Origin of the sequence: Myxococcus sp. CA005 (assembly GCF_006518205.1) — a bacterium.
Classification (GTDB): Bacteria; Myxococcota; Myxococcia; order Myxococcales; family Myxococcaceae; genus Myxococcus; species Myxococcus xanthus.
Genome location: NZ_SRLV01000047.1, coordinates 1 through 22865 on the forward strand (window position 1 = coordinate 1; position 22865 = coordinate 22865).

General features: G+C 70.8%; 18 protein-coding genes. 7 read left to right on the forward strand and 11 right to left on the reverse strand.

Translation table 11 applies throughout. From position 1 onward, the window contains the following. Positions 1-208: 208 nt before the first annotated feature. Positions 209-1648: a glutamine synthetase family protein gene (locus FMQ63_RS21050; protein ID WP_011551033.1), complete on the forward strand. Its 1440-nt coding sequence runs from the start codon at positions 209-211 to the stop codon at positions 1646-1648. Between the two features lie 74 nt (positions 1649-1722). Here the strand turns inward: FMQ63_RS21050 and FMQ63_RS21055 are convergent, their stop codons facing one another. Beyond that, positions 1723-3000 carry an APC family permease gene (locus tag FMQ63_RS21055; RefSeq protein WP_011551032.1) on the reverse strand — a complete coding sequence of 426 codons (1278 nt, stop codon included), beginning with the start codon at positions 2998-3000 and terminating at the stop codon, positions 1723-1725. Positions 3001-3181: 181 nt separating this feature from the next. On the opposite strand from FMQ63_RS21055, the gene FMQ63_RS21060 reads away from it, so the two are divergent. The 6 genes from FMQ63_RS21060 to FMQ63_RS21085 all read left to right on the forward strand — a co-directional run bounded on the left by FMQ63_RS21060 (position 3182) and on the right by FMQ63_RS21085 (position 13559). Beyond that, positions 3182-4705 (forward strand): hypothetical protein, encoded by a 1524-nt coding sequence (locus tag FMQ63_RS21060; protein WP_011551031.1) that lies wholly within the window; start codon positions 3182-3184, stop codon positions 4703-4705. 204 nt (positions 4706-4909) lie between these two features. After that, positions 4910-5422: a hypothetical protein gene (locus FMQ63_RS21065; RefSeq protein WP_011551030.1), complete on the forward strand. Its 513-nt coding sequence runs from the start codon at positions 4910-4912 to the stop codon at positions 5420-5422. A gap of 5 nt (positions 5423-5427) precedes the next feature. Beyond that, positions 5428-6108: a hypothetical protein gene (locus tag FMQ63_RS21070; protein ID WP_011551029.1), complete on the forward strand. Its 681-nt coding sequence runs from the start codon at positions 5428-5430 to the stop codon at positions 6106-6108. A 182-nt stretch (positions 6109-6290) separates the two neighbouring features. After that, positions 6291-8027, forward strand: a complete 1737-nt coding sequence (locus FMQ63_RS21075; protein ID WP_020478151.1) for a sigma-54-dependent Fis family transcriptional regulator — start codon at positions 6291-6293, stop codon at positions 8025-8027. After that, positions 8024-11941 (forward strand): SUMF1/EgtB/PvdO family nonheme iron enzyme, encoded by a 3918-nt coding sequence (locus FMQ63_RS21080; RefSeq protein ID WP_011551027.1) that lies wholly within the window; start codon positions 8024-8026, stop codon positions 11939-11941. The genes FMQ63_RS21075 and FMQ63_RS21080 overlap by 4 nt, the downstream gene beginning before the upstream one ends. 208 nt (positions 11942-12149) lie before the next feature. Beyond that, a complete protein-coding gene (locus FMQ63_RS21085; RefSeq protein ID WP_228556460.1) occupies positions 12150-13559 on the forward strand; it encodes an ADYC domain-containing protein in 1410 nt (469 codons plus the stop codon). Between the two features lies 1 nt (position 13560). Here FMQ63_RS21085 and FMQ63_RS21090 read toward each other — a convergent pair whose 3' ends face one another. From FMQ63_RS21090 to FMQ63_RS21135, 10 genes are read right to left on the reverse strand one after another with little or no spacing between them, the layout of a single operon-like run. Further along, positions 13561-14460, reverse strand: coding sequence for a MerR family transcriptional regulator (locus tag FMQ63_RS21090; protein WP_011551025.1), 900 nt, complete (start codon positions 14458-14460; stop codon positions 13561-13563). A 15-nt stretch (positions 14461-14475) separates the two neighbouring features. Next, complete coding sequence (locus FMQ63_RS21095; RefSeq protein WP_011551024.1) at positions 14476-15342, reverse strand: MerR family transcriptional regulator; 867 nt, start codon at positions 15340-15342, stop codon at positions 14476-14478. Continuing rightward, positions 15339-16016 carry a lysophospholipid acyltransferase family protein gene (locus tag FMQ63_RS21100; RefSeq protein WP_011551023.1) on the reverse strand — a complete coding sequence of 226 codons (678 nt, stop codon included), beginning with the start codon at positions 16014-16016 and terminating at the stop codon, positions 15339-15341. Before FMQ63_RS21100 ends, FMQ63_RS21095 begins: the two co-directional genes overlap by 4 nt. Beyond that, complete coding sequence (locus tag FMQ63_RS21105) at positions 16013-16363, reverse strand: lycopene cyclase domain-containing protein (protein ID WP_011551022.1); 351 nt, start codon at positions 16361-16363, stop codon at positions 16013-16015. The genes FMQ63_RS21100 and FMQ63_RS21105 overlap by 4 nt, the downstream gene beginning before the upstream one ends. Next, complete coding sequence (locus FMQ63_RS21110) at positions 16360-16746, reverse strand: lycopene cyclase domain-containing protein (protein WP_011551021.1); 387 nt, start codon at positions 16744-16746, stop codon at positions 16360-16362. The genes FMQ63_RS21105 and FMQ63_RS21110 overlap by 4 nt, the downstream gene beginning before the upstream one ends. After that, positions 16743-17867, reverse strand: a complete 1125-nt coding sequence (locus tag FMQ63_RS21115) for a glycosyltransferase (RefSeq protein WP_011551020.1) — start codon at positions 17865-17867, stop codon at positions 16743-16745. The genes FMQ63_RS21110 and FMQ63_RS21115 overlap by 4 nt, the downstream gene beginning before the upstream one ends. After that, positions 17864-18790, reverse strand: coding sequence for a carotenoid 1,2-hydratase (locus FMQ63_RS21120; RefSeq protein WP_011551019.1), 927 nt, complete (start codon positions 18788-18790; stop codon positions 17864-17866). The genes FMQ63_RS21115 and FMQ63_RS21120 overlap by 4 nt, the downstream gene beginning before the upstream one ends. Then, on the reverse strand, positions 18787-20244 hold the full coding sequence (locus tag FMQ63_RS21125) for an NAD(P)/FAD-dependent oxidoreductase (RefSeq protein WP_011551018.1): 1458 nt from the start codon (positions 20242-20244) through the stop codon (positions 18787-18789). The genes FMQ63_RS21120 and FMQ63_RS21125 overlap by 4 nt, the downstream gene beginning before the upstream one ends. A gap of 60 nt (positions 20245-20304) precedes the next feature. After that, the gene (locus FMQ63_RS21130) at positions 20305-21315 is read right to left on the reverse strand and encodes a squalene/phytoene synthase family protein (RefSeq protein WP_011551017.1); all 1011 of its coding nucleotides are present in this window, start codon (positions 21313-21315) and stop codon (positions 20305-20307) included. Continuing rightward, a complete protein-coding gene (locus FMQ63_RS21135) occupies positions 21312-22865 on the reverse strand; it encodes an NAD(P)/FAD-dependent oxidoreductase (RefSeq protein WP_011551016.1) in 1554 nt (517 codons plus the stop codon). Before FMQ63_RS21135 ends, FMQ63_RS21130 begins: the two co-directional genes overlap by 4 nt.

The following is a 22865-nucleotide window of genomic DNA, read 5'->3' on the forward strand; positions in this document are numbered from 1 at the left end:
CCCCAGTGCCCCCCCGGCCATCCATCCGAGGGCTCCCTTGGTAGGCGTGAGTGTCATCCAGCGGGCTCCGAAGGTTTCATCGCCAAGATTTTATGCTCCACATCTCCAGATTTGGGCTTGATTTCCGCTCGGCAAATGTAAATACCTGGGCCCACGGACTCATCCCGCCGCACCGACGGCGAAGAATCCGGCCTGGGAGGCACGAACAATGGACGCGAAGGGGCTACGGACGTTCCTGGAGATTCCCTACGACGAGCTCGAGGAGCGCAACCTCAAGGTCAAGGAGCAGCGCCTCAAGCACACCGCGTCGGAGAAGCTCCGTGACGAGCGCATCGAGTACCTGACGAAGGAACGCGCCATCAAGGCGGTCACCGTGTGCTTCACCGACCTCGAGGGTCGGCTGCACATGCTGGACTACGACAAGAAGTTCCTCATCAAGAGCGCCGACAACCTCACCTTCGACGGCTCCTCCATCCGGGGCTTCTCCGCGCAGCAGGAGAGTGACCTGCGGCTGAACATCGACTGGAGCGCCTTCTATTGGCTGCCCTCGGACATCTTCGGTCCGGGCAAGGTGCTGGTGTTCAGCGAGGTGCACGAGCGTGACGGCACGCAGTACCACTCCGACCTGCGTGGCAGGCTGAAGCTGCTCACCGAGTCGATGTACCAGAAAGACGGCACGGTGGTTCACGCGGCGCCTGAAATCGAGGGCTTCCTCTTCAAGGGCCGCGACGCCGAGCACCACTTCCACGAGAAGGGCCACTTCGACTTCATCTCCACCGGCGGCTACTACCACTCGCTGCCCGGTGACGTGCTGCGCACGTTCATCGACAAGGTGGCCGAGGCCCAGCGCGCCATGGGCTTCCAGAACGAGAAGGACCACCCCGAAGTGGCGCCCAGCCAGTTCGAGATCAACTTCTCGTACAGCGAAGCCCTCATCGCGGCCGACCAGATTCAGCTCTACAAGCTGCTCAGCCGCCAGGTGGCCGCGCAGTTGGACTGCACCGCCAGCTTCCTCCCGAAGCCGGTGACGGGCGTCAATGGCAACGGCATGCACATGAACCTGTCGCTGTCCAAGGGCGGGAAGAACCTCTTCCACGACCAGAACGGCCCGGACGGCCTCAGCCCCATGGGCTGGGACTTCATCGACCGCCTCCTCACCAGCGCGAATGACATCTGCCTCACGCTCAACTCCAGCGTGAACGCGTACCGCCGCCTGGACCCGCACTTCGAGGCCCCCAACCAGATCAAGGCCAGCGCCAACAACCGCGGTGCCATGGTGCGCATCCCCTTCGGAAACGAGCGCAGCGCGCGCATCGAGTGCCGCTCGGTGGCGCCGGACGCCAACCCCTACCTGGTGCTCTACACCCTGCTGCGCACCGGCCTGGAGGGCCCGCAGCCGCAGGAGGACGCGGAGGCCAAGCGCAGCCGCACCCGCTTCCTGCCGGACAACATCTTCGACGCCATCCGCATCTTCAAGGGCAGCCAGTTCGTGGCGTCCATCCTGGGTGAGGGCGTGCAGAGCAAGTTCGCCGAGCTCAAGACGACCACGGCCGAGCGCAGCCCGAAGCAGCTGGGCACCCGTGTGAAGTACTCGGAGGTCAAGTTCCACCACGAGGTCACCAACCAGTTCCTCTGGAACCAGTTCTAGGAACGGACGTCCGCACCGCCGGACTTCAGGAGCCGCCGCCCTCCCGCGACATGGGGAGGCGGCGGCTTCGTCCGTTACAGCGGCTCGCCGCGAAGCGCCGCTGACGGCTCGGAAGCCCGGGGCCGCGACAGCCGCAGCAGCACCACGCCAGCGATGAGGGTGAGTGCCATGGTGACGCCTTCACGCGGGTTGGCGCCGAAGGCCACCAACGTCAGTCCCAGCCCCAGCGTGGGCACCGCCAGCAAGGCGTGAAGCGGACGCAGCCCCCGCTCGCGCCGCCAGGCCAGCGCGGCCAGCGCAGCGGACGTGACGCCGTACTGCATCAGCACCGCGATGCTGGAGAGGGCGAACAGCTCCGACAGGTCGCCCAGGTTGACGAACAGCAGGACCAGCGCCCAGGTGACAGCCAGCGCGCGCACCGGCACGCCTCCGGCGGACATCCCGTCCAGCCCCAGCAGCGTGTGCGCGCCCGACGCCAGCGCGGACAGGTAGCGCGGCGTCGTCACCATCATCCCCAGGCAGATGCCCAGCGCGGACACGCTGGTGCCCGCCTTCACCCACCCTTCGAGCCCGGGCCCGCCCCACACGCCCGCCGCCGCGGCCAGCGGCGCGGCCTGTGAGGCCAGCTCCGGCAGCGCGGCCACGCAAGCCCATACCAGGCCCACGTACAGCAGCACCGCCACCAGCAGCGAGCCCACCGTGGCCAGCGGCACGGTGCGCGACGACGAGCGAACCTGCCCCGCAATCACCGGGACGATTTCGAAGCCCTGGTAGGCGAACATCACCGTCAACCCCGCACGCAGCCACGACACGTCCACGACCGGGCCCGCGGCCACCGCCGCGGCGGGAGGTGGCCCCGACAGCGCCAGGAAGGCCACCAGCAACGCGGCCAGCGGCAGCAGCTTGAAGACGGTGAGCGCCGTCCAGGTCCCCGCCGACACGCGGATGCCGGACGCCACCACGCCCGCCAGCGCCGTGACGAGGACGGAGGCGAGCACCGACCGCCCCAGGGCGCCCTCCAGGCCCAGGGAGGGCGCCACCGCCTGGGAGAGGCCCGCCACCACCGCGGCGGTGCTCAGGAACGCGCTGACGTAGGCCACCCACCCCACCAGGAAGGACGCCCGCTCTCCAAAGGCCGCGCGCGCGAAGAGGACGGGCCCGCCGTCCGCGTCAAAACGCCGGCCCAGCACGGCGAAGGCCAGCGCCACCGGAATCAACGCGAGCCCGGTGAGCGCGAAGGCGGCAATGGCGCTGGCACCCGGCGCCAGCGCGGCGACCTCCGCCGGGGCGAAGAAGATGCCGACGCCGACAATGCCATTGACGCCGAGCGAGAGGAGCTGGAACGGCCCCACCGGACGCGACGCGGATGCGACAGCGGGGGCGGAGGAAGGAACCGGCACGGAGGTAGTTCACTACAGCTGAGCGCCGGACACCAATGCACCGGGTGGATACCCCCGATATGGTTGTGGGCGCCGAGCGTTTCAGCCCGACATCCAGGCCGTTTGCCTGAGGCACGGCCCTGAGGAGGGTTCGATGCGGCTTCACGGTGCGCTGATGGGACTGACTCTGATGTGCGCTGGCTGCGCGACGCTGAGCCGGGGGTTCGGCGCCACGGCCAACGAGGACACGGGCGAGTACGAAACGCCGGAAGAAGAGCTGGTGTACATCGTCCCCGCCGAGGACGCGATGATGGTGGCGCGCCGCATCCTGGAAGAGCAGCGCTACGACGTCATGGAGAAGGAAGGCGGGCTGGAGATGTTCTCCTCGGCCCATGAGCCCGGAAAGAACATGCCGGGCCTGCGCACCATCGAGCGCTACTACATCAAGGGCGAGCGGCTGGGGCCGCGGCAGACCGTCGTGCGCGTCTTCCGGCTCAGCTACAACGAGATGGAGACCCAACTGGAGATTCCGCCACAGGCGGCGGGCAAGCGGGAGGCGGCCATGTTCGCCGTGCTGGATGCCCATCCCTTTGACGCCACGCGGGACGCCTTCACCTACGCGAACGGTCCCAATGGCCCCCGGGCGGTGCCCATGGAGGACCCGTTCAAGAACGCGCCGGGCATGGAGCGCATGCGAATGGTGCGCGGCGTGCGCGACCTGGACATCGAGCGGACCTTGCTGCAACGGCTGGAGATGGTGCCCGCCCTGGAACTGGTGGGCAGCAACGCGCCCGTGCCCATCCGCTCCGTGACGCCAGAAGGAGGACAGACGGAGCAGGCGCAACAGGCGCCGGAGTGTGGCACCCCGGTGGACGGCGCCGGCCCGCTGATGGCGCCAGGGCACGTGCTGCTGCTGGCGGACCCCCTGGGCACGCGGGAGTTGCCCGCGGCGGCGCTGCGGATGCTCTGTGAAGCCACGGCCCAGGGCCTGCCGGTGACGCTGGCGCTGTCGCTGCCCGCCTCCGAGCAGCCGCTGCTGGAGACCTACCTGGCGAGCCCGGGACAGTTCCAGGACCTCCAGACGATGATGAGCGAGAGCCCCTTCTGGCGCCGCACCTATCAGGACGGCCGCAGCAGCAGCGCCATGCTCTGGCTCATCGAACAGGCACGCCGGCTGCGCGCCTCTGGCAAGGACATCTCCGTGGTGGCCTTCGACGCCGAGAAGGCCCAGGGCAACGAGCGCGAGGCGGAGATGGCCCGGCACCTGCTGGCCCACCAGCAGACACGCGCCCAGGCCTGGACGCTGGTGCTCGCGGGTGGCACGCACGTGCGGACGGCGGGCGTGAACTGGGACAGCGACTATGCGCCGCTGGGAGCGCGGCTGGCCCAGGTCCTCCCGTCAGTGCGCGCGCTCGACGTGGGCTTCACGCGAGGCACGCAGTTCTCCTGCCGCTTCAACGTGTGGGACGCGGTGGAGTGCAACGTGTTCGCCATCAGTCCCACGAAGGAGGTCCGGCAGAAGCCCGACATCGCCTCCGGGGTGCGGCTCTTCCCGCAGCCGCTCGCGGAAGGCTTTCACGGCCGCCTCTACGTGGGGGCGCTGAGCGCGTCACCTCCGGCGCTCCATCGGCTGGCCCCCACCACCGCCGCCCAGACACCGCCCGCCACCTCGCCGTAGAAACGGCAAGTCCTGCCGGGGTTGGCAAGCCTTGCCGCACCGGAATGGCGCGGGCGCGGCAACATCTGCTTCACCTGCCATGGATTCCCAGGCACGGACGCCGTGCAATGGCTGGCATCCGGGTTGCTCTTCCCCTGCTCGCCACGCTCCGCCGGCCCGCATGACGCGGTGCCGCGACGAGGGCGTGAAGCCAGGAAGAGCTCCATGAAGAAGTCGCTTTCGTTCGTGTCGAAGTCCGTTGCCGCGCTCGCGATGCTCAGCACCCTGCCCGCCTTCGCGGGGACCGCGACCTACTCGGGCGCGCTCTGCACGTCGGTCTCGGGATTCCACAGCCCGACCGTCTTCCGCAGTGGCCGCCTCCTCAATTCCAACGCGAACACGCTCGAGGTCGTCTGCCCGATTCAGCGCAACGTCGCCGTGCCCTCCCTCAATGAATCACTGTCCGTCAGCGTCACCGCGCTGGACCCGCACCTGACGGAGAATGTCTGCTGCACCGCGACGGTGGCCGAGAAGGACGGCACTTCCCTGGCTTCGTCCTCCGCGTGCTCCAGCTGGGGTGCGGACACGGCCAACCACAACTCCTTCTCCATCAACCTCCCGTCGGTGTTCGCGAACATCAACGGCTACGTGAGCCTGCGCTGCGTTCTGCCGGGGCAGTACACCAGCGGCTCCAGCACGTACGCGTCCGTCCTCGCCAGCTTCGTCGTCACGGAGTAGCCACCATGCGACAGGTTCGTTGGGGACTCCTGGGTCTGGCCACGGCCGCCGTTGCCGCCGCCGGTGGGTGGAGCATGTGGGGGGCCACGCCCGAAGCCACACCGGCGCGCGCGGAAGCCGCCGAGGCCCGGCCCGGGTCCCCAGCGGACCTGACGTCGGAGGTGCGGGCATTGCGCGCGGAGTTGGAGGCGCTGCGCCGGGGACACGGGCACCTGCTGCAACGCGTGGAGTCCGTGGGGCGCCCCGCGCCGCTGCCCGGGCCCGAGGAGGCGGCAGCGCCCGAAACCCGGGCGGCAGCGCCCACCGCGCAAACCCTGGCCACGCTGGAGGTTGCTCGCGAGGAGCGGCGACAGGAGTTGGAAGCCGAGCTGCAGGCCGCCGCCCATACCGAGCCGCGTGACAGGGAATGGGCGGGACCGACGGAGGCGCTCGTCACCCGTGCGTTCAGCGGTCCGGACTTCGCGGGCTCACGTCTGACGCGCGTGGACTGCCGCACCCGGATGTGTGTGCTGGAGGTGGAGCATGACGCAGCCGAGGCACGCGCGGAATTGCTGTCATCCCTGCTGATGGTGAACGGCCTGCAGGGACAGGCGGTGATGCGGCTCGCGGACGACGGAAGCCGGCTGGCCTCGCGCATCTACCTCTCGCGTGCGGGGGAGTCTCTTCCCATGACGCTGCGACCATGAGCCACCCAGACGTGTGGAATCCGAGCCGGCGCATGTCCGGGCGGGCCCCCGGTTGCCCGGTCCAGTGTGGGCGTGACAGCATTCTCAGGCCCGACATGGCCCATTCACAGCCCAGTGCCCGCGACACGCGCCCTCTTGGGAGCGCGCCGGAATCCTCAGACTCCGGCGCCTCGTATCTCCTGGTGTTGGAGGGAGACTCGACGTCTCGGTTCGCCCTTCCCGCCGAAGGCGTGGTGCTGGTGGGCCGCGACGAACAGGCCGACCTGTGCCTGCGCGACGACAGCGTGTCACGCCGCCATGCGCGTCTGGTGTTGACGGAGGAAGGCGCGCGTCTGGTGGACCTGGGCAGCCACAACGGCACCACCCTCAACGGCCGCCCCGTGGACACCGCACAGCCCCTGCTGTCCGGTGACGTGGTGTCCTTTGGCGCGGTGGTCGCGGTGGTGCGCACGCGTGCACGCGCCGCGCCCGCGCACGCCCCGCTCCAGGCGGAACGGCTGATGGCGCGGCTGCGAGAGGAAGCGGAACGCGCCTTGCGGTATGGCCGGCCGCTCACCGCACTGGTGCTCGCGCTGCCGCAGCAGGGCTGCGTGGGACACGAAGCCGCGGAGGCCTTGCTGGCGGCGGAGGCGGGCCCCGCGGAAGCCGCGGGCTGGCTGGACAGCTCTCACCTGCTGTGGATGATGCCCGAGGTCTCCGGAGAGCCGGGCGAGGATGGCCTGGGTGAGCGCGTCGGTGCGCTGCTGGCTGCGTGTCCCCAGGGGCGCCTGGGCATCGCGACCTGTCCTTCGGACGGCTGCGACGCGGAGTCCCTGGTGGCGGCGGCGCGTGCAGCGGCCCGGACCGCGGTGTCCGGTGCGTGGGCTCCCGCGGCTGAAGGCATCACCCGCCTGACGTTGGCGGACCGCACCGTGCTGGTCGCGGACCCCGCCATGGCGCAGCTCTTCACGTTGCTGCGCAGGCTGGCGGCCAGCGAGCTGCCCGTGCTGGTGTGCGGTGAAACGGGTGTGGGCAAGGAGAACGCCGCCTTCGCCGTGCACCACTGGTCTCCGCGCTCGGACAAGCCCTTCATCGCCATCAACTGCGCGGCCCTGCCGGAGGGGCTGGTGGAGAGCGAGCTCTTCGGCCATGAGCGCGGCGCCTTCACGGGGGCCAACACCACACGCGTGGGCCTGTTGGAGAGCGCCCAGGGCGGCACCGTCTTCCTGGACGAGGTGGGCGAGCTGCCCCCCTCCGCACAGGCCAAGTTGCTGCGCGCGTTGGAGGTCCGCCGCATCACCCGCGTGGGCGACGTGCGGGAGCGCCCCATCGACTTGCGCGTGGTGGCCGCCACGCACCGGGACCTGGAAGCGGAGGTGGCTGCGGGGCGGTTCCGGGAGGACTTGTACTTCCGGCTCGGCGCGGCGACGGTGCTGCTGCCACCGCTGCGAGAGCGCCCGCGCGAGGTGCCGCTCCTGGCGCGCGACTTCCTCGCCCGGGCATGCCAGTCGCTGGGCCGTGAGGAGATGGAGCTGTCCGCGGGCACGCTGTACGCCCTGTCCCGCCATGCGTGGCCCGGCAACGTGCGCGAGCTGCGCAACCTGATGGACTACGCGGCGGCCGCCGTGCCGGAGAACGTGGTGGAGCCGCACCACCTTCCCTCGCGCCTGCAGCCTCGTGGCGCCAGCGCGCCCGCGCAGGACCTGGGGCCTCCTCCCGCGGTGGCCGAACGGGTGTCGCCCCAGAAGACGCGGGTTCCCCTGGCCCAGGAGATTCGAGACCTGGAGCGCCGCCGCATGCAGGAGGCGCTCGATGAGGCAGAGGGCGTCCAGACTCGCGCGGCGGCGATGATTGGCATGCCCATCCGGACCTTCTCGTTCAAGCTGAAGCAGCTTGGACTGCAACCCCGCACCTCCCGCAAGGGGCCGCCCATCGGATGAAATCCTCCTCCGGGCGATTGGATCCCCCCGCGGAGTTCGAGGAGTACCGGCTGCTGCGCCCCCTGGGGCACGGCGCCATGGGACAGGTGTTCCTGGCGCAGGACACGCTGTTGGACCGGCAGGTGGCGGTGAAGTTCATCGCCACGGCGCAGGGCCGGCTGCCGGACGCGGCGGCGCGCGCGCGCTTCTTCCAGGAGGCACGCGCCATCGCCCGGCTCCAGCACCCCAACGTGGTGGCCATCCACCGCGTCGGCGAGGTGCGCGGTCAGCCCTACCTGGTGTCCGAGCTCATCCGAGGAGAGCCGCTGGACCGGTTGCAGCGGCCGGTGGATGCACAGCAGGCGCTCGCGTTGGGCCTTGGGCTCGCCAGAGGGCTGGCCGCGGCGCACCGGCGCGGCATCCTCCACCGCGACATCAAGCCCGCCAATGCCATCCTGTCCGAGGACGGCGAGGTGAAGCTGCTCGACTTCGGACTCGCGGAGTCCGCGTTCGCGGAGGAGGAGCTTCCCGCCTCGGCGGCGGGCACGGACGTTCCGGCTTCACCAGGGCCGAGCCCCAAAGACACCCGGCCGATGCCTGGGCCACGGCCCGTGGATACCCGGCTGCCTGCCGCGCCGGGTGTCACGGATGCGGTGTCCTCGCCGGGCCCTCGCCCCACGGACACCCGGCCACTCTCCGTCATGCTGGGGCGCGATACCGGCCCGCGCGCCGATGAGGCCCGCCAGGATTTCGTTCCAGGCACGCCGCTCTATCTCGCACCCGAGCTGTGGCGCGGTGAGCCCGCCAGCCGGGCCAGCGACGTCTATGCGCTGGGCATCCTCCTCTACGAACTGTGCGCGGGCCACGCGCCCCATGAAGGCGTACCGTTGGAGCAGCTCGGGGCCGCGATACAGGAGCGTCCCCCACCGCCTCTCTCCGAGCGCGCACCAGGGCTGTCGCCAGCCTTCGCCGCCATCGTGGACCGATGCGTCGACGCGGACCCGGCCCGGCGCTACGAGTCGGGTGACGCACTTCGGGAAGCACTCGAAGCGCTCAGCACGCCCACGCGCGCCAGTGCCATCCCCACCGGCAATCCCTACCTGGGACTGCGGGCCTTCGATGCCGCGCACCGGAGCGTCTTCTTCGGCCGCGAACCCGAGCTGCGAGAGGTCCTGGACCGGCTGCGCGGCGACACCTTCGTCCTGCTGGCGGGCGACTCCGGCGTGGGCAAATCCTCGCTGTGCCGGGCAGGCATTCTCCCTGCTGTCAGCCAGAGCGGCCTGGAGGATGGCGGGCCCGCCTGGGCAGTCATCTCCGGGACACCCGGGCGCCGTCCGCTGGAGACCTGGGTGGAGCTGCTAGCCCCCGTGGTCGGAGAGAGCGCGGATGCCTTGCGCGCACGCCTCACCACCGAGGAGCCCGGCGTCCTGGCCCGAGCCCTGCGCCGCCGGCCAACGAACGCTCCACCCCTGCTCCTCTTCATCGACCAGCTCGAGGAGCTCGTCACCTTCTCGGAGTCCACGCAGGCGGCCCGGCTCGCCGAGGAACTGGCCCTGGTGCTGCGCCGCGCGCCCCGCTTCCGCCTCCTCACCACCGCTCGCAGCGACTGCCTCACACGGATGGTGGCCCTCCCGGGTCTGGGTGATGAACTGCCGCGCGCGCTCCACCTGCTGCGCGCCCTCTCCGAACACGGGCTGCGAGAAGCCGTGGCAGGCCCCGTCCGCGTGCTGGGCATGCGCTTCGAAAGCCCCGCCATGGTGGACGCCCTGGTCGCCTCCGCGGCCCGGGCCGAGGGAGGACTGCCCCTGCTCCAGTTCGCGCTGGAGGCACTCTGGGAGGCACGAGATTCCCAACGCCAGCTCATCCCCGCCGCCGCACTGGAGGCCCTGGGCGGCGTGGAAGGAGCGCTGGCCCGTCACGCGGACGCCGTGGTCGTCCGTCTCCGGCCCGAGCAACGGCCTCGCGCCCGCGCAATGCTCCTGGAGTTGGTGACGCCCGAGGGCACGCGCCTGCGCCGTACCCAGGAGGAGCTGCTGCGTGGCCCCGACGACGACGCCGGACGCGCGGTGCTGGACGGACTGGTGCGCGGCCGGCTGCTCACCGCGGGCGAGGCGGAGGACGGAGACGGCGTGTACACGCTGGCCCACGAAAGCCTCGTCACCGGCTGGGACACCCTGCGCGGGTGGTTGGGGCAGGACGAGCAACGCCGTGCCGTGCGAATGCGCCTGGAGCGCGCCGCCGCGGAGTGGGAACGGCTGGGCCACCCGCCCGAACTGCTCTACGGCGAGCGGCAGCTCACCGAGAGCCGCGCCGCGGGCCTTTCCCATGTCGAGAAACCGCGGGAGCGCGACTTCCTCTCCCGCTCACGAAGAGCCGTGCGTCGGCGCCGGGTGACGCGCTGGCTGGCCGTGGCCCTGGTGCCCCTGGTGCTGGGAGGCGTGGTGGGCGTCACGCGCGTGCAGGCCCGGGCGCAACTGGATGCCCGCATCAACCGCCACCTGGACGAGGCCAAGGTGCAGCAGGTCGCGTTGGACATGCGCCGCGCCGAGCTGGACCAACTGAGCGCCGAAGCCTTCACCCTGTTCGACACGCCGGGCCCTCAGAACCGCGAAGCAGCCGAAGCCGTGTGGAGCCGCGCCCAACAGACCCGGCAGGCGGTGGAGGAGACCGCGCTGCGCGCCATGTCGGAGCTGGAGGCCGCCTGGGGCCTGGCGCCCGGAAACCCTCGGGTGAGCCCGCTCATGGCCAACTTGTTGGTAACGCGCGTGGAGTTCGCCGAGCAGGAACGCCAACCCGAGCAGCGCGCGCAGTGGCTCGCGCGGCTCGGGGCCCACGACCCCATGGGCGAGCTGCGCCGGGGGCTGACGGCACCGGCACGGCTGACGCTCACCAGTGAGCCCGCGGGCGCTCGCGTGCGGCTGCTGGAGCCCACGCCAGAGGGAGAGCCCGTCCCGGGACGCGACCTGGGACAGACGCCCCTGCACGAGGTGGCACTGCCCGCGGGGTCCCACCTCCTGGTGATGGAAGCGCCGGGCCGGTTTCCGGTGCGCGTCCCCGTGCTCCTCGCATCCGGCGAGCGGCTGGCGCTGGACGTGCCCCTTCCAGCCGCGGGGTTGGTACCCGAGGGCTTCGTGCACATCCCCGCCGGACGCTTCCTCCAGGGCGCGTCGGAGAGCGAATATCTGCGGCGTGCATTCTTCTTCGCGCCGCCACTGCATCGCGTGGACACGGGCGCGTACCTCATCGCGCGGCACGAGGTGACGTTCGCGCAGTACATCGCCTTCCTGGAGACGCTGCCCCCCGAGGAGCGCGCCGCGCGGATGCCGGGCTCGCGCCGCCGCCTCACCGTGGTGGACCTGGCCCACGAACCAGATGGCCGCTGGCGGCTCACCCTGCGCCCCGCGTCCGCAAGCTACAGCGTGAGGGACGGTGAACGACTGCGCTACGGCAAGCGGGACCGTCGGCAGGAGCAGGACTGGCTGCGCTTCCCCGTGTCCGCCGTCTCCTTCGACGATGCCCTGGCCTACGTGGCGTGGCTGGGCCGCACCGGCCAGGTGCCAGGCGCGCGCATGTGCACGGAGCGGGAGTGGGAACGGGCCGCGCGAGGCGCGGACGGCCGCCGCTACCCTGCGGGCGACTGGCTGGCGCCGGACGACGCCAACCATGACGCCACTTATGGCCGGGAGCCCTGGGGCTTCGGCCCCGACGAAGTGGGCAGCCACCCGCGCTCGCGGAGCCCCTTCGGCGTGGACGACATGGTGGGCAACGTGTGGGAGTGGACGCGCTCCGACGTGGCCCCGGAGAAGCCGTCCGCCCAGGGCGGAAGCTGGTACCAGAGCGACCTGACGGCCCACACCGCCAACCGGGACCGCGTGGAACGAACGCAGCGAGAAGCCCTCATCGGCTTTCGCGTCTGCGCCACGCCGCGCCCCTGAACGGGCGTCCCCTGCCGGCAATCCCTGCCAGCCCCCTGGCAATCCTTGCCGTCCATTCCTGCTCGCAACGCATGCCAGGACACGGCTGCCTGCAAGTCTTGCCAGGGACACCGGCCACCGGGCGGCACGCGCTGGGTGGCATGGCGGATGCTCTGTCACCGCGTACTCCACGATGACCGAGGTGTCTCACGTGACGCTCCGCCTCCGCATGCTCCCGCCCTGTCTCGCCATCTACCTGCTCTCCGCCTGCGCGCCCCCCGTGGACGAAACGGACACGGCGCTGACCCAGCAATCCTTCGCGGGTGACGAGGACGACCCCGACTCCCACTCCCAAGGTACCCAGCTTCACGCAACTCCCGTGCGCACCGTGATGTACGACGAAGCACTCGTGCAGCACGACGGTGCGCTCCGGGTCGCCAACCTGAAACTGACGCGCGGGGAAATCGTGGCCAACATGCCCCTCTCCGTGGATGGCACCACGCCGAGCCTGATGTTTTGCGGCGGGGGAGCGCCCGCGAACGAGAAGCGAAGCTGTGGCTTCGTCGTGGACGGACAAGGCGTCTGTTCGCCAGGAAGTCTCGTCACGCTCATGGGTGGCGACAGCGGCTCCCCTCGAAACCGGTGCACGGGGGCCCCCGTGGTCCGCGTCTGCGCGGGCGAAGCCCCGTGCGAGCACCAGGGGCCGGGCTATCTCGCCTCCGCCAACAGCAGCTTCTCCCTCAACAACTGCCCCGCCGTCACGTTCACCTGTCCCTCCAGCGGCGTGTACACCGCGCTCGCGGGACCGGGCACGCCCAACACCACCTGGCTGATGCAGCTCACGAGCCGGTCGAGCACCTACCCCACGACACGCAAGATCCTCCGAGGCGAGGAGCTGATTGGCGCGCGGCTCCGTCAGCCGTCCATGGGCCCCGCCCTGGTGGTCGAGGACGTCATCAACGCGAACGCGCTCCCCAACACCGAAGGCTCCGGCATGTGGGAGCCGAGCGGGCACACCTTCCTCTACCAGGTGCGCTACACGACGGCGTCCGTGCCCCTGTGCCCGACTGGGGCGAACTGGGCCGTGCCAGTGAAGGGACTCTTCGACCTGCAGGGCGACCGGTACGAGAGCCCCCGGGCCTTCACGCTGGGCTGTGACGCGGGCGTCATCGCCAAGTGCTACCGCTGGGGCTACCACCCGTGGCTGGACGGCGCGACATCCGGGCCCATCACCGAGGCTCACTGGTCCTGCACCCGCATGGCGCGCGCCGACTACTGCGGCCAGGGAACGTCCTTCACCCTGGACGGCACCCGCATCCGTCCCTGGGACGCCCTGACGCCGGCCATCATCTCCGCGCCCTCGCCGGACTCCAGCTCGAATGACCTGACCTTCGAGGCGGGTTGGAACACCGCGGGCCCCGCGTGCCTCAGCCACCTGCGCTGGAAGCACCTGACCGCGCCCTGCGTGCCGCTCAATCCCCCCATCTACGATGCGAACGGCAACATCGTGAACGATTGCAGGGACCCGAACACGCCCTACGCCCCGGGCAAGTGCGCGGAGATTTGCGACAACGCAGAGGAGGCCGCCCAGTACTACGGCAGCCGCGTCTTCAATCACTCCGCCATCAACACGCCCTGACTCACGTACCCGCGAGGCGGTCCCAGTCCTCCTCGCCCTGGAAGACGTGCACCGCCAACCGCTCGCACACGGCCTGGTGCGAGCGCGCGGCGGCGCCGCCCACCCAGACGGGCAGCCCCCTGGGCAGCGCCTGCCTCAAACGCGTCAGGGTGTCCTCGAAGTCCTCTGCGCTCCGGCTGGCCACCGTGGACAGCCCCACGAAGTCGGGCCGCAGCGCCAATACCGCGCGGCCCAGGTCCTCCGCGGGAACGCGCTGCCCCAGCAGCGTCACCCGCACGCCCAGGTGCCGCAGCCGCAGCGCCGCTCCCAGCAGGCCCATCTCGTGCTCCTCTTCCGGAAAGCACGCCAGGACACCATGCCGGTGCCGCCCCAGGGGCGCCGCGTGCAGCAGGCTCACCAGCCGCGCCCGCACCATCTGCGACACCAGGTGCTCCTGCGCCACTGTCAGCGTGCCCGACTCCCAGCGCTCGCCCACGTCGCAGAGAAGGGGCGCCAGCACCTCATCGAAGGCCTTGAGCGGGGGCAGCGCGGCCAACACCTCGTCGAGCACGTCCGACACGCGCGGCTGGTCATACGCCTGGGTGGCGGCGAGCATGGACTCCCGCCACGTCTCCGCATGCGGCCGCGCGTCCTGGCTGGCACCCCGCCCCGCGACTTCCGCCTCCAGCCCCTCCATCAACTGAGGCAGCAGCTTCGCCGCTTCGCTGATGGCCACGCCTTCGTCGGTCAACCGCTTGAGCTGCTTGAGCACCGCCACGTCCCGGTCCGTATAGGCGCGGTAGCCCGCGGGGGTGCGGCGCGGCGTGAGCACGCCGTAGCGGCGCTCCCAGGCCCGGATGAGCTCCACCCGGACTCCTGCCAACTCCGCGGCGATGTTGATTCGATAGGTGCGCTCAGCCATGTCGCTACGGCAAGACTACGGGCGATTCTGAGCGTTGCGCACCTGGTTCCAGATGGCCACCAGCTCTTCCGATGACTCCGCGTACTGCGCGCCGAGCGAGAAAATGGCCTTCAGGTGCTCGCGAGCCCCCAGCCCGCCGACGACCACGGGAAAGGGCGCGCAGGCCCGGAGCGCGTCTTCCAGGACGGACGCGAACTCCTCCGGCGCACGGGCGCGCACGAAGGACAGCGCCACCACGTCCGGCCGAACCTGCACGCAAGCCCCCTGCAGCGCCGCCGCCGGGGTGTCCGCGCCCAGCATCGTCACCCGCCACCCCTTGCGCTTGAGGTGGATGCCCAGCACCAGCAGGCCGCCTTCATGGTGGTCCCCTGACGGACAGGCGAGCAGCGCACGGGGGCCGGCAGGCGCGGGGGACAGTGCGTCATACACCTGCCGCAGGCGCTGGCGGATGAGGGCGGAGGCCAGGTGCTCCCGCGCGACGTCCAGCCGCACGCCCATCTCCCGCAGCAGGGGCAGCAGGAAGCCGTCACAGTAGGCCTCCACGTCCATGACGGTCTGTGCGTCATCCAGCACGCGCGTCACCTCGTCCCCTTCCAGGGCCCCCACGGAGGACCAGAAGCGCTCGCGCAGGCGCTCGGCTTCGGGCTGCTCACGCGGCGGCTCCGTCTTCACCTGGGCGATGGCCTCGCTCACCGACAGGCCTTCCTCCTGGATGAGCCGGGCCACACGGCGGACGGCCTCCACCTCCTCGCGCGAATAGACGCGGTAGTTGTTGCCTTCGCTGCGCAGCGGACGCGGGAAACCGTAGCGCCGCTCCCAGGCGCGCAGCGTCGCCTCGCGGATGCCCGTCATGCGCGCGATGGTGCGGATGCGCAACGTCATGACGCCAGCCCCCGGGCCGCGTCCCAGCGCTCCGCCACGCCTCGCGCACCGGACACCCTGCGCGTGAAGCCCTCCATGGACGTCACCGCCGCCAGTCGCCGCACCACCGTCTCCAATCCCTCCTGGAAGACGGACATGTCACCGGGCGGATGCGGGGTGCCCACCTCCAGCAACACGTCTGGACGCTCGTGTTCGAAGAAGCCGTAGCGCACCGCGATGGGCAGGCACTCCACCTTCGACACCCGCGCCAGTAGCTCCACGCCCCGCTCCAGTCGCAGTGGGAGCACGCCGAAGGGGCGGTGCTCGCCCTCCGGGAAGACGAACACCACCGCGCGGGGCTTTCGCAGCAACTCCTTCGCGTAGCGCAGCGACGCCACCGGCGACGTCGCGTCCTTGCGCCGGATGCTGAAGGCGCCAATGCGCGTGAGGAAGCGGTAGCGGCGCAGGTTCTCCTCATCCATGAGGCAGTAGCCGTCCCAACCCGCCGTCTGGCAGAGCTGGTTGAGCACGAAGCCGTCCCACCAGTTGGAGTGGTTCAGGTACACCAGCCGGCCCGGCCCTCCCGGCGGAAGCGCCCCACGCACCCACAATCCCCGGAACGCCGAGCGGAACTTCCATCCGATGTACCGGTCCCACGCCCAGCCCAGCGGGCCTCCTTTCGCCGCGTGAATCACGACGCCCGGGCCTCCCCCAGCAGCGCCACCAACCCGGTGAACAGCGCCAGGCCCAGCGACACCAACACGCTGGTAATCAGGAAGAAGACCACCTCTTCCAGCGGCACCACGCCCAGGTACACGCCCAGGTGCTTGCCTTCACCAAAGTTCCAGATGCCGGTGGAGATGGCCAGGTGGTCCGCGATGGACAGGTACAGCCCCATGATGAAGGCCGGCGGCAGCACCGCCTTGAGCACCGCGCCGGAGCGTTCCTTGTAGTGGCGCACCAGCACCACCAACTGGAAGGCGATGACCGGCAGCGTCCAGCCCAACAGGTGGATGAGGTATGCCCACTTCGTCTCCATCATGGCGCCACCTCCCGAGCCGTCAGCGCGCCTTCGCGGCGCTCACCCGTCTCCGCCGCGGGCCGAGACGCCTGGGCATCCGGCGCCAGCGCACGCGCCAGCCGGGCCTGGGCCCACAGCCCCACCAACAGCGTCTGCAGGCCGAAGAAGAGGTACTCCTCCAGAGGCAGGTACCCCAGCTTGATGCCCCAGATGCGCTCGGGGTCGAAACCCCACAGGCCCCACTTCACCGCCAGGTTGTCCCAGGGCGACGTCGCCGCGTACACGACGATGAGCAGGAGCCCCATGGGCGCCAGGCTCCTGGCCGTGAAGGTGCGGCGGTAGCGCCACGCCAGGAAGAGTATGGGCACCACCACGAACAGCCCGAGGAATCGCGCGTACGTCATCCGGGTCCTCCACTCAGCTCCGGAGCCACCCGTATCATTCGGCCCCCGGGTCGCAACACATAGGTCTGCCCCCGCCACGTCACCGTTCCCTGCCGCCACAGCGAGCGCAGGAAGGCCGCAAGCAAGAGCGCTTCGCCCAACAACCAGTCCGTCACCGCATAGGCCCTCCCCGCGTCCGCCACCGGCGCGTGGAGCCCGGCCAATCGAAGCGCCAGCAAGGTTCGCACGGCAACCAATCCCACCACCGAGCCCGCCAACACGGGCGACCCCAGCGCCGCGGCCAGCACCGTCAGCGGCAGCGTCGGCGTGAAGAGCAGCGGCACCGTGGGATACAGCGCGGGCCGGTGACTGGCCAGTACCTGCATCCAGCGCGTGAAGCGCGACAGGGGCGCCGCCCAGAGCACCTCGGCGTCCAGGGGGACCACCGCCGGGGCGCTGCTCAGCACCACGCCCAGTCCCTGGGCGTGAAGACGCTTGGCCAGCTCCAGGTCCTCGCCGATGTGGTCCGCGAGCCGCCGCAGCGACTCCACGGCCACGGGAGACAAGCCCAAAGCCTTGCCACACACGGCCTTGGCGCCCGCGCTCATCGCATCCAGGGCCCGGAAGCTGTGGTGGGTGTAACGCAGCAGGCCCGCCATGGCCCGGCTCGCGCCGTCCCGAGGCCCTACTGGCAGCGGCGCCGCGGTGCTCAGCGCGGCGCCCGCGGCCACTGGCACGGCCAGGCCTTCCACCAGCGCGCCCGTCACCGCCACGTCCGCGTCCACCGACAGCACCACCCGGTCGCCCACGGGCAACACATCCAGCGCATAAAGCAGGTGTCCCACCTTCCGGTTGGGCGTCAGCGGCTCGCTCGGAAGCCACCGCACGCCCGGGGCGAGCCGGGGACGGTAGGGCGACACCACCACCTGCTCCAACGGCCCGGCGTAGTCGATGGACTGCGCCAGATTCTCCAGCTCTCGAGGCGTGGGCGCGTCCACCGGGCGCAGCAGCAACACTGGCGGCAGCGCGCCGGGCTGGGGAGCAGCGCCAGCCCGCGCGCGCGACAGACGCACGCACGCCACCGCGCTGAAGCCCGTGGCCACGGCGCACCACGCCAGGGACGCGAGGACGAGCGCGCTCATGCCGCCCGTCCCATGCGCGTGCGGAAGTGCGCCATCCAGCGGATGAAGGGCGAGTGGAAGCGACGGAAGTCCGCCACCTCGCCCAGGGAGTCCAGAGGCCCCTGGCGCGCCTCCAGTCGTGCATAGAAAGGCGACGACTCCAGCAGCTTCGGCTGTCCCACCACCACGTTTCCCGCGTGCAGGCGTGACGGCACGCGCAGGCCCCAGCCGGTGATGTGGGTGGGCCGCGACTCCACCAACGTGGGGCCCCGTTCGCAGCGCACTCCGCGCGCGCCGGCCACCACTCGCAGCGGCGCGACACCTTCAGGCAGGTGGTAGTCCACCACCGTCTCGTCCTCGCGGTGCGTGCGAGCCCAGTGCCACCCCGACAACCGCGCGCCCAGCAGCTCTCCGCCGTGGTTGGTGTCGTGGTAGCCCAGGCCGCTCGCCTCGATGCCCAGCGAGGACACCTCCAGCCGTGCCTGCGAACGAGGCGCCAGCGCCTGCCAGTAGTGCGGCAGCCCCGGCATGAGCTGCACCACCTCGCCCACGGGCGTCATCGGCTCCAGCGTCAGGCTCGCGCGCACGGGCCGGCCCCACGGCGCCGTCCCGTCGTCCACGGCCATCCGCACCGTGCCGTCCCCCTCGTACGACAGCGTGGAGCGACCGATGCGCAGCCGGCCCGGAGCATCCAACTCCGCGCGCGCGTACTCGCTGAGGACCCACAGCCGCCGCACCCCCGCGTGGTACAGCGCGAAGTTCACCGCGCTGTGCTCCAGCGGCCGTCCGCCCCGCCGCGCCGCCACCGAGTACCGGGGCGAGAACAGCGAGCCCAGCATGAAGATGCACACCGCGCTGTAGGGTCCCGCGGTGACGTCCGCATAGAACCAGCGGTAGGTGCCCGCCGCGTCCGGCAGGGCGGGGAGTTTCGCCAGGCGCATCATGCATCCCTCCGGAGGTGCTGCGAAGCCAGCTCCGCGGCGAAGCGACCGGACAACATCACCAGCGGCACGCCGCCGCCTGGATGCGTGCCACCGCCCGCGAAGAACAGGCCCGGCGTGTTGCCGCGGATGCGCGGTCGGCGGAAGGGGCCGAACTTCCCGTGCGGCAGGAAGCCGTAGATGGAGCCGCCCGGAGCGCCCTGCGCGGCCAGGTCCACCGGCGAGCGCTGGCCGATGACACGCACGCGCCCCTTGAGCGCCGGGTAGTGCCGGCACAGGCGCTCCAGCATCTGCGCCTTCACGCGCTCGGCGCCTGCTTCCCAGTCGCGGGTGGCCTGCTCCGCGCCGCGCGCATCCACGGGCAGCGCGGGCGCGTTCACCATGACGAACAACCCGGTGCGGCCCGGAGGCACCATGCTCTCGTCGGTGGCGGAGGGGTTGCAGAAGTACACCGTCGGGTCGGACGCGAGCTGCCCGCCGAACAGCTCGTCGAACTCGCGCCGGTAGTCACCGCCGAAGAGCACCGTGTGGTGCGGTAGAGCCATGCGGCCCTCCACCTCCAACAGCAACACGAAGCCAGACAGCGCCAGCGGCTCCTCCGCGCGAGCGAGCCGCTCCAGCGGGTCCGCGTTCACCACCACACTGTCGAAGCGCTCCGTGCCCTCCTGCGGGCCCACCTGGTAGCCCTCGCGCGTGCGCTCGAAGCGAACCCGCGTGTCCAGGTGGATGCGCATGCCCAGCCGGCGCACGGCCTGCCCCAGCGCGTCCACCAGCGCACCGATGCCGCCGCGGACGTGGTGCACGCCATAGGCATGCTCGATGTGGGGAATCAGCGCGAAGGCCGCGCTGGCCTCGTAGGGGGACGCGCCCGTGTACGTGGCGAAGCGGCCCACGTACTGCCGCAGGTGGTCCGTCTTGAAGTGCCGGGCCGCCAGCTCGTGCAGCGTGCCCATCTTCATCCCCGCCATGACGGCCCCCACGCCACGCTTCGCCACGCGCGTCATGAAGCCCGCCATGCCCTCGAAGGGGGCCTCCAGGTATGGCTCGCCCGCGGCCCGCCAGATGGCCGCGGCCTCCGTGTAGAAGCCGCGGATGCCGTCGCGCTCACCCGGGCGGACACCCGCCGCGCTCTCCGCCATCCGCTCCACGTCCTTGTAGGCCGTGAAGTCACACCCGTCCTCGAAGCGGTAGGCACACTGCGGCTCCAGCTCCGTGAAGCGCGGCAGCAGGTCCTCGGCGCCCAGTTGCTGGAAGGTGCCACGCACCAGGTGCGGCAGCGTCAGCAACGTGGGCCCCGTGTCCAGGGTGATGCCATTCACGATGACGGCCTGGGCCTTGCCGCCCAGCGAGGCGCCCCGCTCGAACAGCGTCACCTCATGCCCGTCCTTCGCCAACAGCCCGGCGGCCGTCAGTCCACCGATGCCGCCGCCTACCACCGCGACGCGGGTGCGCTTCATGCTCCACCTCCCATGCGCCGCCGAAGCTCCGTCTTCATTCCCTCGCCACGCATGACGCCCTCACCCTCCCGCCCCGGTGGGAAGCAGCGGCATGCGCACCTCGCCCTGGGGGGCGGGCAGCACCGCGGCGGGCCGCACCATGGCCGCGGAAGCCAGCGCGAGCTTGCGGCGCGTCGTCACGTGGGCCCGGGCGCTGAACACGTCGTAGTCGCGCGCTTCGATGTCGCGCAGGATGTCGCCGTAGATGGCGCCCATCAGCCGCACCATCCGCTGACTGCCGAAGCCCGTCAGGTAGCGCACCCCGGCCGCCGCCCGCGCGTAGTACGCCCGCGAGCGCTCCACCTGGAAGCGCATGAAGGACCGCCAGCGCGCGCCCACCTGTCCGCGCCGCAAGTCGTCCTCCGACAATCCGAAGGCGGCCAACTCCTCCGCGGGCAGGTACACCCGGCCGCGCTCCAGGTCCTCGCGCACGTCGCGGAGGATGTTGGTGAGCTGCATGGCCCGGCCCAGGTCGGCCGCGGGCTCCACCGCCGCCGCGTCCGAGCACCCCAGCACCGGCGTCAGCATCAGCCCCACCACGCCCGCCACCCGGTAGCAGTAGAGGTCCAGCTCCTCCCAGGTGGCGTAGCGGTGCTTCGTCAGGTCCATCTCCATGCCGGAGATGAGGTCCTGGAAGGGCTGCTCCGGAATCCGGAAGTGGCGCACCGTGTGCTCGAGCGCAGCGAACTCCCGCGCGTCCCACGGCGTCGCGGCCTCGCTGCCCTTCACCCGGTCCGCGGGCGGCCCCAGCTCGCGCGAGGCCAGCTCCGGCATGGGCAGGTACAGCTCCGCCACGCGCTGCCGCGCCCGCGCCAGCCGCACCGGCAACGCATCGGCCGCGCTCGCCGCGTCGTCCCCGTCCACCATGTCGTCCAGGCGCCGGCAGAAGGCGTAGAGCGCGAACGCCGCCCTCCGGCGCAGGCCGAAGAGCAGGTACGAGGCGAAGAAGAAGCTCTTGGCGTGATGGCGCGTCACCTGCTTCGCCAGCACATAGCCGCGCGCCACCAGCGCCTTGTCGACAGGCGGGCTCACGCGGCCACCCCTTCCAGTGGCGTGGCGGCGGCCGTCCGAGGCGACAACGAAACGCCCTGCGCGTGGGCCCACGTCATCAGCCGCTCCGTCACCAGCCGCGCGGAGATGAGCACCGTGGGCAGCCCCGTTCCCGGCTGCGTGGAAGCACCGACGAAGAAGAGGTTCTTCACCCGCGCGTCCTGGTTGGACGGACGGAAGGGGCCAATCTGCGTGAAGTTCTGGGACAGACCGAAGGCGCTGCCACGCGCCAGGTTGAAGGTGCCGGCCCAGTCATCCGGGGTGAAGACGCGCTCCACCTCGATGTCCGACTCCAGCGACGGGAAGCCCAGCTCCGCCATGCGCGCGAAGAACTTCGCGCGCACCTTCGGCCCCTCCACCTTCCAGTCCAGGTCCGGGTGCTGGTGCGGCACGGGCACCAGCACATAGAGCGCATCCTTGCCCTCGGGCGCCAGGGACGCGTCGGTGCGCGTGGGCGCGTTGACGTAGAAGCTGGGGTCCTCTGGCACGCGGAAGCGCTCGAAGATGTCGTCGAAGGAGCCCTTGTAGTCCCGGCCGAACACCACGTTGTGGTGCAAGAGCTCCGGGTAGCGCCGCTTCATGCCCAGATAGAGCATGTAGCCGCTGGACGTGTAGCGCAGCTTCTCCTTGCGCTTGAGCGTCGTCGCCTTCGGGTCCAGCAGCTTCTCGTACGCGTAGGGCAGGTCCGCGTTGCACAGCACCGCGTCCGCCTCCACCACCTCGCCGCCCTCCAGCCGCACGCCTCGAGTCCGGCCGCCATCGGTGAGGATGCGCTCCACGGGCGCGCCGTAGTGGAAGCGCACACCCTCCTCGCGCGCCAGCCGCTCCAGGGCCTGGGGAATGGCATACAGGCCGCCCTTCGGGAACCAGATGCCCACACCCAGCTCGGTGAAGGGCAGCAGGCCGTACACCGCGGGCGACGCGTAGGGTGACACGCCCAGGTACATCGTCTGGAAGGTCATCGCCGCGCGCAGCCGCTCGTCCTGGAAGAAGCGGCTGACGTCCGCGTACATTCGGCGGTGAGCGCGGACCTGGAAGATGCGCGCGAGCACGCGCGGCGAGAGGTAGTCACGCAGGCCCGCGTAGTTGCGCCCCACCAGGTGGTCCAGGCTCGTTCGATACTGGACGCGGCCCTGGGCCAGGAAGGCGAGGTAGCGCGCGTAACTGCCGGGCTCCACGCGCTCCAACTCTCGGCCCATGGCGCACAACTCTGACGTGAAGGTGACATCCGAACCGTCCCGGAAGTGGACCCGATAGTTCGGGTCGCACCTGAGCAGCGTCAGGTAGTCCTCGATGCGGCGGCCCACCGCGCGGAAGGTCTCCTCGAACACCTCCGGCATCAGCACGATGGTGGGGCCCAGGTCCCACGTGAAGCCATCCACCTGCAATCGGTTGCAGCGCCCACCCGGTCCCTGCGTCTTCTCGAAGACCTGGACGTCGAAGCCCTGGTGCGCCAGCCGGGCAGCGGCGGCCAGCCCGCCCACGCCCGCGCCCACCACCACGATGCGCCTGCCCTGTGTCGATGCACTCAT